Origin of the sequence: Lentzea albidocapillata subsp. violacea (assembly GCF_900100275.1) — a bacterium.
Taxonomy (GTDB): Bacteria; Actinomycetota; Actinomycetes; order Mycobacteriales; family Pseudonocardiaceae; genus Lentzea; species Lentzea violacea.
Genome location: NZ_FNET01000006.1, coordinates 226,082 through 242,609 on the forward strand (window position 1 = coordinate 226,082; position 16,528 = coordinate 242,609).

16 protein-coding genes are annotated in these 16,528 nt (G+C 69.0%); 5 read left to right on the top strand and 11 right to left on the bottom strand.

What is annotated here, in order from left to right:
- Positions 1-71: 71 nt before the first annotated feature.
- Positions 72-905, top strand: coding sequence for a LysR family transcriptional regulator (locus BLR21_RS16295; RefSeq protein WP_090006663.1), 834 nt, complete (start codon positions 72-74; stop codon positions 903-905).
- Here BLR21_RS16295 and BLR21_RS16300 read toward each other — a convergent pair.
- The 4 genes from BLR21_RS16300 to BLR21_RS16315 are packed head-to-tail and all read right to left on the bottom strand — an operon-like array spanning position 898 to position 3,731.
- Complete coding sequence (locus tag BLR21_RS16300) at positions 898-1,917, bottom strand: copper resistance D family protein (protein ID WP_090006664.1); 1,020 nt, start codon at positions 1,915-1,917, stop codon at positions 898-900. The two genes, BLR21_RS16295 and BLR21_RS16300, sit on opposite strands and share 8 nt — an antisense overlap.
- The gene (locus BLR21_RS16305) at positions 1,914-2,441 is read right to left on the bottom strand and encodes a copper resistance CopC family protein (RefSeq protein WP_090006665.1); all 528 of its coding nucleotides are present in this window, start codon (positions 2,439-2,441) and stop codon (positions 1,914-1,916) included. The genes BLR21_RS16300 and BLR21_RS16305 overlap by 4 nt, the downstream gene beginning before the upstream one ends.
- Positions 2,438-3,166: a YcnI family copper-binding membrane protein gene (locus BLR21_RS16310; RefSeq protein ID WP_090006666.1), complete on the bottom strand. Its 729-nt coding sequence runs from the start codon at positions 3,164-3,166 to the stop codon at positions 2,438-2,440. Before BLR21_RS16310 ends, BLR21_RS16305 begins: the two co-directional genes overlap by 4 nt.
- A 49-nt stretch (positions 3,167-3,215) precedes the next feature.
- Positions 3,216-3,731: a hypothetical protein gene (locus BLR21_RS16315; RefSeq protein WP_090006667.1), complete on the bottom strand. Its 516-nt coding sequence runs from the start codon at positions 3,729-3,731 to the stop codon at positions 3,216-3,218.
- A gap of 59 nt (positions 3,732-3,790) precedes the next feature.
- Here BLR21_RS16315 and BLR21_RS16320 point away from each other — a divergent pair, with 59 nt between their 5' ends.
- The gene (locus tag BLR21_RS16320; RefSeq protein ID WP_090006835.1) at positions 3,791-5,440 is read left to right on the top strand and encodes a BCCT family transporter; all 1,650 of its coding nucleotides are present in this window, start codon (positions 3,791-3,793) and stop codon (positions 5,438-5,440) included.
- Here BLR21_RS16320 and BLR21_RS16325 read toward each other — a convergent pair.
- Entirely contained in the window at positions 5,418-5,852 is a 435-nt protein-coding gene (locus tag BLR21_RS16325; RefSeq protein ID WP_090006668.1) for a DUF6474 family protein, read from the bottom strand. The genes BLR21_RS16320 and BLR21_RS16325 overlap by 23 nt on opposite strands.
- An 83-nt stretch (positions 5,853-5,935) precedes the next feature.
- Between BLR21_RS16325 and BLR21_RS16330 the strand changes: the two genes are divergently transcribed.
- Positions 5,936-7,579 (top strand): TM0106 family RecB-like putative nuclease, encoded by a 1,644-nt coding sequence (locus BLR21_RS16330; RefSeq protein ID WP_090006669.1) that lies wholly within the window; start codon positions 5,936-5,938, stop codon positions 7,577-7,579.
- Here BLR21_RS16330 and BLR21_RS16335 read toward each other — a convergent pair.
- Positions 7,576-8,334, bottom strand: a complete 759-nt coding sequence (locus BLR21_RS16335) for an SDR family NAD(P)-dependent oxidoreductase (protein WP_090006670.1) — start codon at positions 8,332-8,334, stop codon at positions 7,576-7,578. The genes BLR21_RS16330 and BLR21_RS16335 overlap by 4 nt on opposite strands.
- A gap of 336 nt (positions 8,335-8,670) precedes the next feature.
- Here BLR21_RS16335 and BLR21_RS16340 point away from each other — a divergent pair, with 336 nt between their 5' ends.
- Positions 8,671-10,452 (top strand): gamma-glutamyltransferase family protein, encoded by a 1,782-nt coding sequence (locus BLR21_RS16340; RefSeq protein ID WP_090006836.1) that lies wholly within the window; start codon positions 8,671-8,673, stop codon positions 10,450-10,452.
- A 2-nt stretch (positions 10,453-10,454) separates the two neighbouring features.
- On the opposite strand, the gene BLR21_RS16345 is transcribed toward BLR21_RS16340, so the two are convergent.
- From BLR21_RS16345 to BLR21_RS16355, 3 genes are all read right to left on the bottom strand, one after another.
- Positions 10,455-10,667 (bottom strand): hypothetical protein, encoded by a 213-nt coding sequence (locus tag BLR21_RS16345; protein ID WP_090006671.1) that lies wholly within the window; start codon positions 10,665-10,667, stop codon positions 10,455-10,457.
- 86 nt (positions 10,668-10,753) lie between these two features.
- Positions 10,754-11,098, bottom strand: a complete 345-nt coding sequence (locus tag BLR21_RS16350) for a hypothetical protein (protein WP_090006672.1) — start codon at positions 11,096-11,098, stop codon at positions 10,754-10,756.
- A gap of 466 nt (positions 11,099-11,564) precedes the next feature.
- Positions 11,565-11,939 carry a hypothetical protein gene (locus tag BLR21_RS16355; protein WP_030480275.1) on the bottom strand — a complete coding sequence of 125 codons (375 nt, stop codon included), beginning with the start codon at positions 11,937-11,939 and terminating at the stop codon, positions 11,565-11,567.
- 335 nt (positions 11,940-12,274) lie between these two features.
- On the opposite strand from BLR21_RS16355, the gene BLR21_RS16360 reads away from it, so the two are divergent.
- The gene (locus BLR21_RS16360; RefSeq protein WP_090006673.1) at positions 12,275-13,174 is read left to right on the top strand and encodes an FkbM family methyltransferase; all 900 of its coding nucleotides are present in this window, start codon (positions 12,275-12,277) and stop codon (positions 13,172-13,174) included.
- Here the strand turns inward: BLR21_RS16360 and BLR21_RS16365 are convergent.
- On the bottom strand, positions 13,143-15,437 hold the full coding sequence (locus BLR21_RS16365) for a glycosyltransferase (protein ID WP_256334719.1): 2,295 nt from the start codon (positions 15,435-15,437) through the stop codon (positions 13,143-13,145). The two genes, BLR21_RS16360 and BLR21_RS16365, sit on opposite strands and share 32 nt — an antisense overlap.
- A gap of 2 nt (positions 15,438-15,439) precedes the next feature.
- Entirely contained in the window at positions 15,440-16,528 is a 1,089-nt protein-coding gene (locus BLR21_RS16370; RefSeq protein WP_090006674.1) for a hypothetical protein, read from the bottom strand.

The window sequence follows — 16,528 nt, forward strand, 5'->3', positions numbered from 1 at the left end:
GGGAATGCCGTCAGGACCAACACCACTTCGGTGCGGCAGCGATACCCGGCCGGTATGGATACCGTGGTGGGATGGAGACCCGAGAGCTCCGATACTTCGTCGCGGTCGCCGAGGAACTGAACTTCGGCCGCGCCGCCGAACGTCTCGGCATCGCCCAGCCACCGCTCTCCCGGGCGATCGCCCAGCTCGAACACCGGCTCGGCGTCGCGTTGCTGATCCGCACCAGCCGCAAGGTCTCGCTCACCGACGCCGGCGAGGTGCTGCTGGCGGAGGGCAGGGCGATCCTCGGTGCGGTCGCGGCGGCCGAACGGCGAACCCGTGCCACTGCGGCCGACCGGCCGTCGCTGGTGCTGGCCGCCAAGGCCGGCAGTTCCGGGGAGGTGCTGGCGAAGCTGCTCGACGCGTACGCAGGCGAGCCCGCGGCCGTGCCCGTCGAGCTTCTGCTGTGCGAGTCGAACACCCACGTCCCGCTGCTCGACGGACGGGCCGACGTGGCGTTGCTGCATGAGCCGTACGACCCGACGACAGGCCTCGACGTGGAGGTCCTGACCATCGAGGGCCAGGTCGCGGTCATGCAGGCCGCGCACCCGCTCGCCGACAGGTCCCGGCTGCGCATGGCCGACGTCAGCGACCTGCCGGACCTCGCGCGCTGGCCCCGCAGGGACGGCACCTACCCGGACGGCTCCGGGGCCGAGGTGCGCAACCTGACCCAGCTGTTCCAGCTGATCGAGCTCGGCCGAGCCGTCGCCGTCCTGCCGGAAGTCGTCAGCACCGGGCTGGCCGAGGGTCTGGTCGCGATCCCGGTCGTCGACGCACCCCAGGTCACGACGGTGATCGCGTGGCCACCGCACAGCCGGTCACGCGCACTCGCCGACCTGGTCAGGGTCGCGACGGGCTTCAGCTGACCGGAGCGCGGCTCAGCACGACGGCGAGCCCGAAGGCGACGCCCATGATCATCACTTCCAGGATCGCCCACTGCACGATCGCGGTGACCTTGTGCTGGGAGATCTTCGGCAGCAGCCGCCACCGGATGTGCGCACCGAGCACCGCGATCAGCCCGGCGCAGACGGTCTTGCCCAGGAACAGCAACCCGTAGCCGGTGGTGAACAGCGACTGCGGGAACGGCACGACCGGGTTGAGGACCAGCTCCAGCAGGCCGTTGAACAGGCCCGTGACCGCGACGACGACCAGGCTGACGGTCGCGATCTTCGAGAACCTCGGCAGCGCGATCGCCAGCAGCCCCTTGCGGTAGGCGACCAGCGCCATCAACGCGCCGAGCCCGCCGGTCCACGCCGCGGCACCCAGCACGTGCAGCTCCATGGAGACCATCGAGTAGTCGTGGTACTTCCAGTTGGAGGCGTGCCCGGTCACCGGGATCGGCAGCAGCCCGAACATCGAGACGAGAATTCGCAGCTCAGCGGGTACGGACTCGCCGCTGCGCACCGCCATCACGCCGATGAACAGGTAGACGAACGCGCAGGACGCGCTGAACAGCAGGCCCTTGCCGGCGCCGATGTTCGCGATGTAGTCGATCGCGTTGCCGACGCTGACGTCACTGCCCGGCCGCAGTTCCGCGGCCTGCAGGATGATCGCAGTCAGGGCCGTGACCACCCAGACGGCGGCGGCGATGACCGCGGCCGGCCGGGCGATGCGCATGACGGGTTCGGTGTGCGTGGGCCGGTCGAAGCCGAGCAGCTTCGGCAGGATCGACAGCCCGACGACGATCGTCGCCGAGACGTCGAGCAGCACCCGTGTGACAGGAAGGCCGTACCGGACCGCCGCCCCCGCGTCGACGACCCCGGCGACCACGACGGGTGGTGCCAGGACGAGGCCGAGCGCGATGCCTCCGAGTGCGCCGAACACGAGTCCGGCGAGCACGCGGTAGTGGGTGGGGGCGGTGGTCCGGACGTTGCTCATGCCTTCGCGCCTCCGCCTCGCAGGGCGAAGAACACGCCGCCGCCGAGCAGGACCACGGCGCCGGCGATCCAGACCCAGATGGGCAGGCCGTCGCTCGAACCCGAGTCGCCGGACGCGGCGTCGTTCGTCGGCGCGGTGGGCGTGCCCGTGCCGTCCTTGGTGAGCGTGAAGGTCAGCTCACCCGAGACGGGATGCCCGTCCGCGGACAGGATGCGGTAGCCGATCTTGTACTCCCCGGCCTTGCCCAGGGCGTTGACCTTCGCGGAGACCGCGGTGTCCTTGATCGTCGGGTCGCCCGCGACCTCGTAGTGGCCGCCGTTCGAGTCGACCACCGAGATCGTGTTGATGCCCTGGCCGCCCTGCACGTCCTGGTCGAACGTCAGCGTGACCGTCGAGGGACCGACCTCCAGCGACGACTTGTCCTTCGGGTCGCTGCCGATCAGTGCGTTGTGCGCCGCCGCGGGGGCGGCCGTGACGAGCACGGCCGCACCAGCGAACAGGAACGCGATCAGAGCGCGTTTCATGCCTTGCGCCTCGAACGCAGGATCGCGCCGACACCGAAGCCCAGGCCGAGCGCACCGACGGCCAGACCGGCGCCACCGAGGTAGCGGGCGGTCTTGTCGGAACCGGCGGACGCCTCGTGCGTGTCGGTGCCGTTGGCGGCCGGGGTCGTGCCGTGGCCACCGTGGCCGTCGTCGCCGGCCTTCTTCGCGGCGAGCTTCAGCGCGGGCGCCGGGTGCTCCGGCTCCTTGCCGTCGGCACCGGCGGCCTGGCTCCAGTCCACGACCTCGCCGTTCTCGTAGGTCTGCTTGGTCGGCAGGAGCAGGGTGTCCTTCTCCGGCAGGGTGCCGAGGGCGACGTAGAACTCCTGGTACTCGTTGACGCCGATCTTCGTGCCGGGCTCGGCGGTCCAGGTGATCGAGGTGAACGCCTCGGTGATCTCCTTGCCGGCGATCGTCACCGGCTTGTCGAGCTTGCCCTTGACCGCCTCGGCCTTCCAGCCGGTCAGCGGCTTGGTGCGCACCGAGGTCAGCGGCGTGTCCTGCGGCAGCGTCACCTCGATCTTGGTGGTGCCGGCGTTGTCGCGCTCGTTCGGGACGCGGAACGCGAAGGTCGCGCGGCCACCCTGGGTGAACTCCGCGGGCTGGGCGCTGACGTGGGCCGACGCGATGGTCGGGGTGCCGAGGACGGCGATTCCGGCAACGGCGAGAACGGCGAGCGTGCGCACGCCAAATCGATTTGTCGACATGAAGTTGTGGCTCCTGATGCAAAGGGGGTCTGCAGGGGGATACGGATGATCAGGAGTCACAGGGCGGGCCACGCCGCCCGTTTGCCCGCGACAGTTCCAGGTGGTGCGCGTTCTGGAGGTACGGCGTGCTGGTGAACGTCCGCACCGGCGTCGAGACCGGCGGCGGCGCGAGCCTGCGGGGGATCAGGCGGGTGACGGCGGCGACCAGTCTGAACAGGGCGTTCTCGGCGTGGAACAGCAGGATGCCGGTCAGCGTCGCGGCGACGAGGTGCGCCACGAGCATCTGGCCGGTGAGCGTGTTCGTGTGCTCGTGGCTGACCCAGGTCAGCAGCAGGTGCTGCGCGAGCTGGGCCGTGCCGAGCCCGGCGATGATCGAGAGCTTCCCGGTGCGCTTGTCGGCCAGTGACGCCGCCGCGAACGCGATCAGCGCCACCAGCGGCAGCGCGTGGATGAACTCGGAGATCTCGCCGCCGCCCAGGCCGTGGGCGGTGATCGTGAGAGCGGCAGACGTCAGCGCGAGAGCGGCACCGCGAAGGGTGCGCAACTCGCTCGTCCGGGTGCTCACGAGACCTGAGGGTAATCGGGTGAGTTTGGCCAGGTCTACGAGTGGGTACCAAGGGCCTCATGACCGTTCAATGCGACAGGCCGGGCCGTACCGACCGGGTTGTGTTCGGCGTTGCCGCAGGTCTCACGCTCGCATTCGTGACCTGGGGAATCGTAGGAACAGACTCGCTGGCCGCCGCCTCGAAGGCCGCGCTCGGCTGGATCATCCAGAATCTGGGCTGGGCTTTTGTGATCTCGGCCTCCGGGTTCGTGGTCTTCGCCCTGTGGCTCGCGTTCAGCCGGTACGGGAAGATCCCGCTCGGCCAGGACGACGAGAAACCCGAGTTCAAGACCGTGTCCTGGGTAGCGATGATGTTCAGCGCCGGCATGGGCATCGGCCTCATGTTCTACGGCGTCAACGAGCCGCTGACCCACTTCGTCAAACCGCCGCCCGGCACCGAGGGCGATCCGCTCGAGACCGCGATGGCCACCACGCTGTTCCACTGGACACTGCACCCGTGGGCGATCTACGCCATCGTCGGCATCGCCATCGCGTACAGCTGCTTCCGCCGCGGCAGGTCCTCGCTGATCAGCGCGGCGTTCACGCCGCTCCTGGGCCGTCGTGCCTCGTCGGGCTGGGGGCGCGCCATCGACGTGATGGCCATCTTCGCGACCCTCTTCGGCTCGGCCGCGTCCCTCGGTCTCGGCGCCCTGCAGATCGGCAGCGGGCTGGAGGCGGCCGGTTGGGCCGGTGACGTCGGCAAGGGCCTGCTGGTCGCGATCATCGCGATCCTGACCGTGGCCTTCGTCGCGTCCGCGGTCTCGGGTGTCGCCAAGGGCATCCAGTGGCTGTCGAACATCAACATGGTGCTGGCCCTCGTGCTGGCGCTGTTCCTGTTCGTGGTCGGCCCGACGATCTTCATCCTGAACCTGCTGCCGACCGCGCTGGGCGACTACTTCCGCGAGCTCGCGAACATGGCCGGCCGGACCGCCGCCTCGGGTGGCGACGCGACCCAGACGTGGCTGTCCGGGTGGACGATCTTCTACTGGGCGTGGTGGATCTCGTGGACGCCGTTCGTCGGCATGTTCATCGCGCGGATCTCGCGTGGCCGCACGATCAAGCAGTTCGTGGCCGGTGTGATCCTGGTGCCGTCCACGGTGTCGCTGGTGTGGTTCGCGATCCTGGGTGGCACGGCGATCTACGAGCAGCGCAGCGGAGTGGACCTCGCCGGTCAGTCGACGCCCGAGTCACAGCTGTTCGCACTGCTCGGCCAGTTCCCGCTGGCGGGAGTCGCCGGAGTGATCGTCATGCTCCTGGTGGCGATCTTCTTCGTGTCGGGCGCCGACGCCGCGTCGATCGTGATGGGAACGCTCTCGCAGGAGGGCACCATCCGGCCCAGGAGGCCGATGGTGATCTTCTGGGGTGTGCTGACCGGTGCCGTCGCCGCGGTCATGCTGCTGGTCGGCGGGTCGAACGCGCTGACAGGGCTGCAGAACCTGACGATCATCGCGGCGCTGCCGTTCATGGTCGTCATGGTCGGGCTGTGCGTCTCGCTGGCCAAGGACCTGCGTTCCGACCCGATGATCAGGCGTGAGGAGCGTGTCGCCGAGGTGATGGAGGAGGTCACCGCGCACCTCGACCCCGGTCAGGTGGTCGAGGAGGCGGCGGTCAAGGCCGTGGCCGAGGTGACCGGCAGGACGCCGGACGTCAGCGCACGTTCAGACGCCTGAGCAACTCCTGCTCCAGCATCTCCAGATCAGTCCCGACGGCCCGGTGCGCTGCTTTGCGCCGGGCCGTCGGCATGCGTTCGGAGGCGCGAACAGCGGTGAGCAACTGCGCCAGCCGGGCCTCGGTCTTCGAAACCCAATCGGAATCTGTTGCCCGCAATGTCTCCAGCGACTCCGAAAAGCCGACAATTCGCGCGTGCAGCCGGGCGCCGTATCCGGAGTACCTACCGATGTCCGCGACGTCGATGCCGAGCCTGCGTGCCCGGTAGCGGTCGTACTGCTCGCTCAAAACCCCAGCTCCGCGGGCGATCACCGGGGCCAGCACCGGAATGAGCGCGGGCGCCACCACCTTCGCGACACCGACCAGGTTCTTCGCTCGGCCGGGCGTGAAGCCGGCCTTCGCTTTGCGCGCCATTCGGGTACACCTCCTCCGTCAGATGAAACTTACTGCCCAGGTTGCCGACACATCTCCCCGACGCGCGACATACCCTGCATCCTGTGACTTCCCAGGTGCAGCTAGACGCCGGCGTGGTCACTCGTTGTCGGCGGCGGGTGCACCTCGAAAACGATCCGGAAATGCGCGACGCTCCCAAGGCGGCGCCCGATCCGGCATCGGAACAACGGAAAGCGGACGCGACGAGCCACCGTCGCGCGGTGGCGGACGCGCTCGGCCGGATCGTCGGCTCGAACCTCTTCGAGGTGCCGAGCGGACCCGACGTGCGCAGCGCGGACCGCGAACGTGTGACGCTCGCCGCGATGGAGATGGGCGCGCAGTACATCTGGGGCGCCGCGCTGCCCCGTGATCCGCGCGGTGGCCGTCGAGGCGGAATCGACCTGCTGGTCAAGGATTCCACCGGCTACGTGCCGGTGCTGGTGGTCCGCCACAAGATCACCGACCCCGGCCAGGGTGCCCGCACGAGCCCGCTGACGATGCCGTTGCCCGACGGCAGCCGCACGGACCCGCACCGCAAGGTCCGCCCCCAGCCCCGTGACCAACTGCGGCTGGCCCACGCGCAACGGCAACTGCAGGCGGCCGGCTACGCGCGCAACGGACGCGCCACCGGTGGCGTGATCGGCATGGACGCGGACGTCGTGCTGTGGCACGACCTCGAGGCGCCGACGTGGCCCGGCGGCCGCAACGCGCTGGCCGAGTACGACGCCCGCTTCAGCGACCGGCTGGCCGTGGCGCTGGCGGCCGCGAACGAGAAGGAACCGCTGGCCCGTCCGTCGCGGATCGTCGACTGCAAGACGTGCCCGTGGTGGCCGACGTGCGACCGCGACCTGAAGCAGGGCAGGGACGTCAGCCTCGTCGTGCGCGGCGAGGACGCGGCGGCGTTGCGCAAGATCGGTTTGTCCACTGTGGACCAGCTGGCCGAGCTCGACCCGTCGGCGGAAGGCCCGGTACAGCTCGTCGGCATGCCGTTCGGCGACGCCGTGGTGCTGGCGCGGGCCTGGCTGCGCGACCTGACGCTGGTGCGCCGGGTGCCCGAGATGAAGGTGCCGCGCGCGGACGTCGAGGTCGACGTCGACATGGAGAGCTTCGGCGATCTCGGCGCGTACATGTGGGGCTGCCTGCTGTCCGGAAAGGACATCGACGAGGAGCACGGCTACCGCGCGTTCGTGACGTGGGACGCGCTGCCGTGCGACGACGAGGCGCGTTCGTTCGCCGAGTTCTGGACCTGGCTGACCGGCATCCGGTTGCGGGCCAAGGCACGCGGGCTGTCGTTCCGCGCCTACTGCTACAACGAGCTCGCCGAGAACCGCTGGCTGCTGGCGTCGGCGGAACGGTTCGCGGGCAAGCCGGGGATCCCGACGATCGCGCAGGTCAAGGAGTTCATCGGGTCGGACTCGTGGGTGGACCTGTTCGGGATCGTCCGCGAGCAGTTCCTGTGCGCGCACGGCAAGGGCCTGAAGGTCATCGCGCCGGCCGCCGGGTTCTCGTGGCGTGATCCCGAGGCCGGCGGCGAGAACTCCATGCGCTGGTACCGGTCCGCGGTCGGGATGAACGGCGACGAGCTCGACGTCGATCAGCGGCAGCGGTTGCTCTGGTACAACGAGGACGACGTCCGGGCCACCCACCGCCTGCGCGAGTGGATGACCTCGGACGCGATGTCTCGCTTGCCCTTCGCCGGAGACCTCTAGCGAGGTGCCATGCGCAGAGCGCCGTCCATGCGGATGACCTCTGCGTTCAGGTAGTCGTGCTCGATGATCGAGAGCGCGAGCTGCGCGTACTCCGACGGCTGGGCCAGGCGCTTCGGGAACGGGATGCCGGCGGCGAGGCCCGCGCGGAACTCGTCGGAGACCGTGGCGAGCATCGGGGTGTCGACGATGCCGGGTGCGATGGTCAGCACGCGGATGCCGACGTTGCTCAGGTCGCGGGCGGCCGGGAGGGTCATGCCGACGACGCCGCCCTTGGACGAGGCGTAGGCGACCTGGCCGATCTGACCGTCGAACGCGGCGATCGACGCGGTGTTGATGATGACGCCGCGGGCGCCGTGCTCGAGCTCCTCGGTCTTGCCCATGGCCGCGGCGGCCAGGCGCAGGACGTTGAACGTGCCGATCAGGTTGACCTCGATGATCTTGCGGTAGAGGTCGAGGTCGTGCGGGCCGGTCTTGCCGACGGTGCGGGACGACGGGCCGATGCCCGCGCAGTTCACCGTGATGCGCAGCGGGGCGCCGGAGCCGGCAGCGGTGTCGACGGCGGCCTGGACCTCTTCGCCCGAGGTCACGTCGGCGGCCAGGTAGGTGACGTTCTCGATCGCGTCGGCGTTCGCGATGGCGCTGGGCAGGTCGAGAGCGAACACCTGCGCTCCACGCGCCGCCAGCGCACGTGCCGTCGCGCCGCCGAGGCCGGACGCGCCACCGGTGACGATGGCCGCGGTACCCGAGATCTCCATGCCTTCATCCTCCTCGAAGCGAACTGCTCGCGAGGAGGTTAACGCTCGTTACCTCGAACTCAACGGTCGGTCCAGTGGAGCAGGGCCACCAACGGCACCGCAGCCACGAGCGCGAGGCCGATGAAGATCGTCGCGACACCCAGAATTCCCATGTCTGAAACTGTGCCGTTCGACGGTGTTCGAAACATCGTCCGCGTCGGTAGACCTCTGGTAGGAGATCTGTCACGGTCCGCTACGACCAAAGTCGTACCGATATCAGGGGCTGCTCCGTTCGGGTCTGGGGTGTAGGTCACTTGGAGTCATGAAATATAGTTAGCCTCGCGTACCTTTGTGGGTGTGTTCACCACGCGTCCCGAACTCGTCGGCACCTTCGGCATGGTCGCTTCGACCCACTGGCTGGCCTCCGCGTCGGCCATGGCGGTGCTGGAGGACGGCGGCAACGCCTTCGACGCCGCCGTGACCGCGGGATTCGTCCTGCAGGTGGTGGAACCGCACCTCAACGGCCCCGGCGGCGAGGTGCCGATCATCTTCTCGGCCGTCGGCGCGGCCCCTCAGGTGCTTTGCGGGCAGGGCGTGGCGCCGGCCGGAGCGTCGATCGAGCACTACACCGATCTGGGGCTTTCGCTGATCCCCGGCAGTGGGCTGCTGGCCGCGACGGTGCCGGGCGCGTGGGACGGATGGCTCACCCTGCTGCGTGACCACGGCACCAAGACTCTGCGTGAGGTGCTGGACCGGGCGATCGGCTACGCCCGTGACGGCTTCCCCCTCGTCGAACGTGCCGCCCACACGATCGGCATGGTCTCGGACCTGTTCCGCGACCACTGGCCGACCTCCGCCGCGCAGTGGATGCCAGACGGCGTCCTGCCGGCTCCCGGCGGCCGGTTCCGCAACCCCAAGCTCGCCGACACCTGGGAGTGGCTGCTGGCCGCCGCCGAGGCCGCCGGCGCCGATCGCGAGGCGCAGATCGAGGCCGCGCGCCGGGCGTGGTCGCAGGGGTTCGTCGCCGCGCAGATCGACGAGTTCTGCCGTTCGGAGTTCCGCGACGACTCCGGACGTGACCACGCGGGCGTGCTCACCGGTGCCGACATGGCGTCGTGGGAGGCGTCCTACGAGGATGCGCTCGTCGCGGACTTCGGCGAGTGGTCGCTGGTGAAGGCCGGCGCTTGGACGCAGGGACCCGTGCTGGCGCAGCAGCTCCGGTTGCTGGAGGGCTACGACCTGTCCTATGTGGACGGCAAGCCCACCGCGGAGACCGTCCACCTCGCCGTCGAGGCCGCAAAACTGGCGTTCGCCGACCGGGAAGCCTGGTACGGCGACGATCCGGACGTTCCGCTGGAGACACTGCTCTCGCGCTCGTATGCCTCCGAACGCCGTGCGCTGATCTCGTCCACGGCCTCGTTCGAGCTCCGCCCCGGCTCACCCGACGGCCGGGAACCGTTGCTGCCCAACCACATCATCAGCGGGCCGTCGACCCTGCTGTCCGACCCGACGGGCGCGATCGGCGAACCGACCGTGGAACGCTCCGGCGTGACGCGCGGCGACACCGTGCACGTGGACGTCGTCGACCGCTGGGGCAACATGGTCTCCGCGACCCCGTCCGGCGGCTGGCTGCAGTCGTCGCCGACGATCCCGTCACTCGGCTTCTGCCTGGGCAGCCGCGCCCAGATGTTCTGGCTGGACAAGGGTTTGCCGAACTCGCTGGCCCCCGGCAAGCGCCCGCGCATCACCCTGTCGCCGTCGATGGCGCTGCACGACGGCCGCCCAGCACTCGCGTTCGGCACTCCCGGCGGCGACCAGCAGGACCAGTGGCAGCTCGGCTTCTGGCTGGCACACCAGGCGGGCCTGAACCTGCAGGAGGCGATCGACTCGCCGATGTGGCACTCGAACGCGTTCCCGAGCTCGTTCTACCCGCGAGCCTGGACGCCGGGCGAACTCGTCATCGAGTCCCGCGTCGGCACGAACGTCCTGGACGAGCTGCGCCAGCGAGGCCATCGGGTGGTGGACGCCGGCGAGTGGACGCTGGGCCGGATGTCCGCCGTGGCAAGGGATGCCGCGAACGGACTCCTACGCGCCGGCGCGAACCCACGCGGCGCGCAGGGCTACGCGGCAGGCCGCTAGCTCTAGCCGCCGATGACCTTGGTGCCGTTGTGGTTCATGTCGACGTTGCCACTGAAGTCGTGCAGCGTGCTGACACCAGCGCTGTCACCGAGCTCGCTGATCTGGCCGATCGGGTCGACGTCCGGCAGCTGCGGCGCAGCACTCGCGGTACCGGCCATCGCGGCGATCGCACCAGCGGCGATACCGACAGAAGCAACGATCTTCTTGATACCCAAGGCGTTCAGCTCCAGGAAGGTGGAACGGCGCCCGATTCGAGGGGGAGGGAATCGGGCGCCGCCCCGGCCAGGAAGGTCTGGTCGGATCAGATGTCGACGGACGCGGCACCGGTCGGCACACCGTGCGGCTCGTTCAGGCCGAGCAGCGTGGAGGCCGGCAGACCGGTGGCACCGGCGTCGACGTTCTCGACCAGCGCGGCGGCGTCGAGGTCCTGCGCGTTGATGGCCTGGATCTTGCCCGTTGCGTCGGCGGTGTTCACGGACGCGAGGTCGCTGACGCTGGCGACGTCGCCCAGCTGGCCACCGAGGTCGGGCGAGGTGTGAACGGCGGCGGACCCGGTGTCCGCGTTGGCGATACCACCCAGGCCGAGCATGACGGTAGCGCTGCCGAGGGCAACAGCGGCCCCCGCGACGGTCTTCCTGAGGTTCATAGGCGCGAACGTGTCGTGTCAGGACCCTCTACATCAAGCTGCGTAACTCAGGCGAGGGAAGTTCTTCATCCTTTAGGGGGCGCCAGCGCGCAGTGGCGCACAAACCCGCCCAGGTCCGAGGACGGCGGCGGGAGTGGCTGTCCGATGACGATCCGCTCAAGTTCCACTCGGCGAGCTTCCGAACGTCACAGCACAGGTCATCGAGGACACGCCGTCGTCTCAGCCTCGACCGCCTCCTTCGAACAGGTGGCGGGGTTGGCGCTCATCCCAGACGAATCGGCGGAGTGGATCCGAAAGCTCGCGGCTGAAAGGTAGGCGAACACCGCGTTGCTACCGAACGTCACGATTCTGGTCGTATTGAACACAGCAGGCCCACGCGAGAAACGTGAGTTCCGGTAGTCGCCGCACCCCAACGTTCATCGGCGCCGTAAAGCGCGGCGACCTCGAAAAGAACTAACAGCCCGAACTAGGCGATGGCCCCCGGCGGCAGCTTCAGCTTGAACGGCAGCGTCGTCACGACAGCCAAGTCCGAGGCCGTCGCCTTCATCAGCATGGGAGCGTTGCGCGCGCCGGGTTCAGGCAGGTCCAACAGCCTGTCCACAGCCTCGATCAGCGGGCCCTCGTAGATCCACACGGCCTGTGCCGGGCGAGCCGAGTCGCGGACCGCGGGAAGTCGTCCCGCGCGCGCCTCTGTCTCCGACCAGAACAGGATCGAGTCGATGAAGCCTCTGCGCTGCTTGAACGCCATGATGCGGTCGAGCTGCCCGGCGTCGTCCCTCAGGTGGAGGAACTGAAAGCCACTCTCGCGCAGCTCGATGACCTTGTTCAGTGCGTGGTCCATGGCGCACCTACCCCTGTGAGGTCCCCTTCGGGTGACTGATCAGTCATACGACCCGAAAGGATCGTACGGTAAGTCGACGTTCCACCGTAAGACGTACTCCGAACGAGTATCTCAATTGGTGGACGTTTGTGGCGCAGGGTAATCGTTGGCCTTCTTGCTGGAGGAAACGGCCAGGACGGCCGCTACAGTTCGCACCAGGAACACCAAACTTGCCAATGTGACTAATATCACCAGAGGTGCCATCGGGTCCTCCCGGCTCTCTCAGCTGCTGATGGTAAAGACGCGGCGGCTCGACCGGGGGTTGCCGCTCCGGGGCGCCAGATATTGTTTGCGGCGTGATCTCGTACGCGCAGAACGCGGAGGATGTCCTCCTCGCCCGGCTCTTCCATGGCAGGGTGACCGGGCGTTACGTGGACGTCGGTGCGTCGGATCCCGTCGAGGACTCCGTCACCAAGCACTTCTACGACTTCGGCTGGCGCGGCATCAACGTCGAGCCGATCCCGGCTCAGGTGGAGGCGCTCCGCAAGGCGCGGCCCGGTGACGTGACGCTGGCGATCGCGCTCGGCGCGAAGCCCGGTTCGGCGGTGCTGCACCACGTCGTCAACCGGTCCGGATGGTCGACGCTCGACAGCGCGCTCGCGAGCACCTACCAGGCCGAGTCGACGCTGGAGATCGTTCCGGTCGAGGTGGAGGTCCGCACGCTCGCCGACGTGCTCGACGAGCATCCCGGTGTCGTCGACTTCCTCAAGATCGACGTCGAGGGGGAGGAACTCGCCGTCATCGAGGGCGCGGACTGGGACCGGCACCGGCCGCGCGTCGTGGTCGTCGAGGCGACGGAGCCCGGCTCGACCAAGCCCGCGCACCAGGCCTGGGACCCGTTGATGACCGCCGCCGGGTACCGGTGCGCCTTGTTCGACGGCCTCAACCGGTTCTATGCGCAGGCGGACGACGCCGAGGCGCTGGAACTGCTCGCTGTGCCTGCGAATGTGTTCGACAAGTACATCCGTGCCGACGCCGCCGAACAGCGGGCTGCGCGGATGGCCGAGATCGCGTATATCCGCCGGCTCGAAGAGGCCGTGCGGGAGGCGGAGCAGGCCAAGGAGCACGAGCTGGTCGAGTTCGACGCGCTGCGGGTGGCCGCGCAGCACGCCGAACAGGAGACGGTCCGGGCGCGGCAGCGGATCGCCGCGCTGGAGGCACGGCTCATCGAGCTGGAGAACGCTCCTCGTAAATAGCCTCGACGCGGTCGCGGATGATCTTGCCGACCGCCTCGTAGCTGCACCGCTCCCAGATCGCCTGCCGGGCCGCCGCGCCCATGCGGGCCCGCAGCGACGGGCTGTCCGCGAGGCGCCGCAGCCAGCCGGCGGCCTGGGGGACGTTGGGCTCCGCCCACAGCAGCCCTGGGCGGTACCAGTCGGCGAACCGCTCGTCGTAGCGGTGGTCGGCCATGGTGATCGGGCGGATGTCGTACCCGACTACCCCGGCTGATCCGGGCGGCATGAAGTCGGTGTTGCCGCTGTAGCCGGTGGCGACGACCGGCTTGCCGATCGACATCGCCTCGGCCATGCCCATGCCGAAGCCCTCGGAACGGTGCAGCGACGCGTACACGTCACAGCTCGCGAGCAGCGAGTCCATCTCGGCACGGGTCAGGTCGCCTGTGATCAGCACGCCGTTGACGCTTGCGACCGCGTCCTGCAGCGCCGCGGCCATCAGCGGGAAGATGTCGAGGTCGACCACCTTGATCACGAGCTGCGCGGTGGTGCCGCGCTCGTGCGGTGCAAAGGCCCGCCGGAACGCCTCGATCACGCCCCAGGGGTTCTTCCGCGCGTCGCTCGACGAGGCGCTGAAGGTGAACAGCACCACGAACGCGTCCTCGTTCAGGCCGAAGCGCGCACGGTCCGGCGACGGTGAGATCTCGGTGACCACGTTCGGCACGACCGTGATCGGCACGTCGGTGACGGTCCGGAACGTCTCGGCCACGTAGGACGACACGACCCACAACTCGTTCACGCGCGGCAGCTGCTGGAGCGTGTAGTCCAGGATTTCCGGCATCTCCCACGCCCACAGCGCGATCGTGTACCGGTCGAGCGCCGTCTCCGGGATGAGTTGGAACTCGTTGAGGTTCACCATCCATAGGTCGAGCGGGTGATCCTTGCCCCCACGCAGCTCCAGCATCTCGCGCGGTACCGGCACCGTGCGGACCGGTGCGCGTGAGTTGAACTCGGTGTACGTCATCGGCAGGCCGGCCCGGCGCATCGCCGAGCCGGCGCGCCGGAACGACTCCGACAGACCGGTTGTCGCACGCAGGTCGGCGAAGAGGTTCACACCGGCCGGAACGGTGTCGTCGGGCTTCTCACCCGCGGCGACGCTGTCCAGCGCACGTCGGTAACCGTCGGCCGCAACCGGCCACGAGGCGTGTTCGGCGACCCAGTCGCGCGCCAGTTTGCCCGCCGCACGTGCCTCGGTCGGGTTCTCGACCACGTTCTCCAGCAGTGCCGCCAGCTTCTCCGCCTCACGCGCCGGCTCGGTCGGGACGCGCGGGCAGAACGCGCTGTCGAGGTGGCGGTGCTGAGGCAGGTCGCTCGTGATCACCATCCGGCCGGCGCCGAACGCTCGCATCATCACACCGCTGGTCTCACCCATCGTCGGCCAGCGAAGGTTGATCACGACGTCGGTGGCGGTGATCAGGTCCTCGAACGCGTCCTTCGCCGGGCTGAGCTCCAGGTGGACCGAATCCCCGAGGCCGAACTGCTCGATCGCGCTGACGACGTCGGCGTGCACGTCCGGGTAGTCGACGTGACCCGCGATCAGCATCCGGGCGTTCGGCCAGCGCCTGCGCACCTCGGCGAACGCCAGCACCGTCACGAGGATGCGCTTGATCCGGTTGAAGCCGCCGAAGACTCCGAACACCACGTGCTCGTCGGTCCACCCGAACCGCGAACGGATGTCCTCGCGGTCGGTGTCGTCGCGCACCGGTGCGCCGTGCGGCACTACGAACACCGGCTTGCCGGGGAAGCGTTCACGCAGCAGCGCTGCCGAGTGCGGGTCGTGCACGATCACGCCGCGGCTCGCCGTCACGACGCGGCTCTCCAACGTCATGGTGCGACTGTCGAGCATCTGCACGCCGTCGACCTCGACCGCGGGAAGGCCGTGCAGCAGGGCCGGGTCGTGCGGATCTCCCCAGATGGGGCCGTGCGCGTCCTTCAGTTCCTTGTAGAACTGCGGGGTGAGCCCCTGGCAGTAGCCAAGGTTGAAGTCCAGCAACGACATCTCGTGCAGGACGACCACGCCCGGCACCGCGAGCGCCTGCTCGTAGATCCACGAGTGCACGCCGGCGTGGTTGCCCATCTGGTAGCACGCCACGCCTGTGGACCGTGCCCGTGGACTGGTGCGGGCGACGGGTTCGACGCCGTCGCCCAGGTGGGAGAGAAGCTCGTGGGTGTAGTCGGCGATACCGCTGCGGTCGGGCGGCAGCGGGCTCCACATGCTGTTGGGCACGGTCACATCCGGGCGGTCAGCGTGAAGCGCGCACCGAGCGGGTGTTCGCGGTGCTCGGTCGTCACCTCGGCGAAGCCCGCCGTCTCGGCGAGGAAGCGCAGATAGGTGGGGTGCACCGGACGCAGCGCGAACGGGTCGAGGTGGAACTCGGGGCCGGCTGCCAGGCTCTCCACCAGCAGTACGCCTCCCGGCCGCAACGACTCCGCGGCCAGCGACACGAACTGCCCCAATGCGTCCGGCGACAGCCGCTCGACGAAGCGGAAGGCGGTGACGGCACCGAGCGAACGCTTGTCGACTGCGGCGAGCGCGTCCAGCGGGTCCGCCTCGTCGAGGCGGAAGCCGAGTTCCGCGTTGTGCTTGACGACCGAGGGGTTTGCTGACGCGCCGTGGGCGGAGATGCCCGCCTCCCGCAGCACCTCGAACCACTCACCTCGCCACGGCGCGGCGTCGAACACGGTGCCCCTGCCGTCGACGGCGGGCAGGTGCGCCGCCCTCGCCGCACGCACGTGTTCGACCGGCCCGTCCAGCAGTTCGGCGATCGCCAGCTCCACGCCGTTCGCCCTGGCCGGGACCGTGACGGTGGACGCGTCGAACCCGGCGTCGGCGCTGCGGCGGAACCGGTCGAGCACGAGGTCGACCTGGGCGTTGCGCAGGCGGGCGTCCCGGGAGGCCGCGACAAGCTCGGCGAGCTGCGACTCGATCGCGTCGAGGCGCTGGTCCGCCTTCTCCTCGTGCAGGCCGGCGTCCACGAGCTGCAGACGCAGGTCGCTGAGCTCCGTGCGAACGCTTCCGATCGCCGCGTAGAGGCGCTGGTTCAGCCCGGCCATGATGTTCTGGTCGGCGCGTTGCAGTTGCTGCACCTCGTGGGCGAGCTCGCCCCGCGGCACCTGCTGCTGGTCGTGCAGCATCTCGCTCAGCGCGTTGACGGCGTCGCGGGTGGCGATGTTGTTCTCGATCTGCCACTTCACCTGGCGACGCCAGAGCAGTCGCATCACGAACCTGCCGAGCAGGTCGCGGGACCGCAGCGGAAGCCGCAGCTCCTTGTTCTGATCAAGGCGTACGAGAGCGTCCGCCAGCCGTGCTTCCGACAT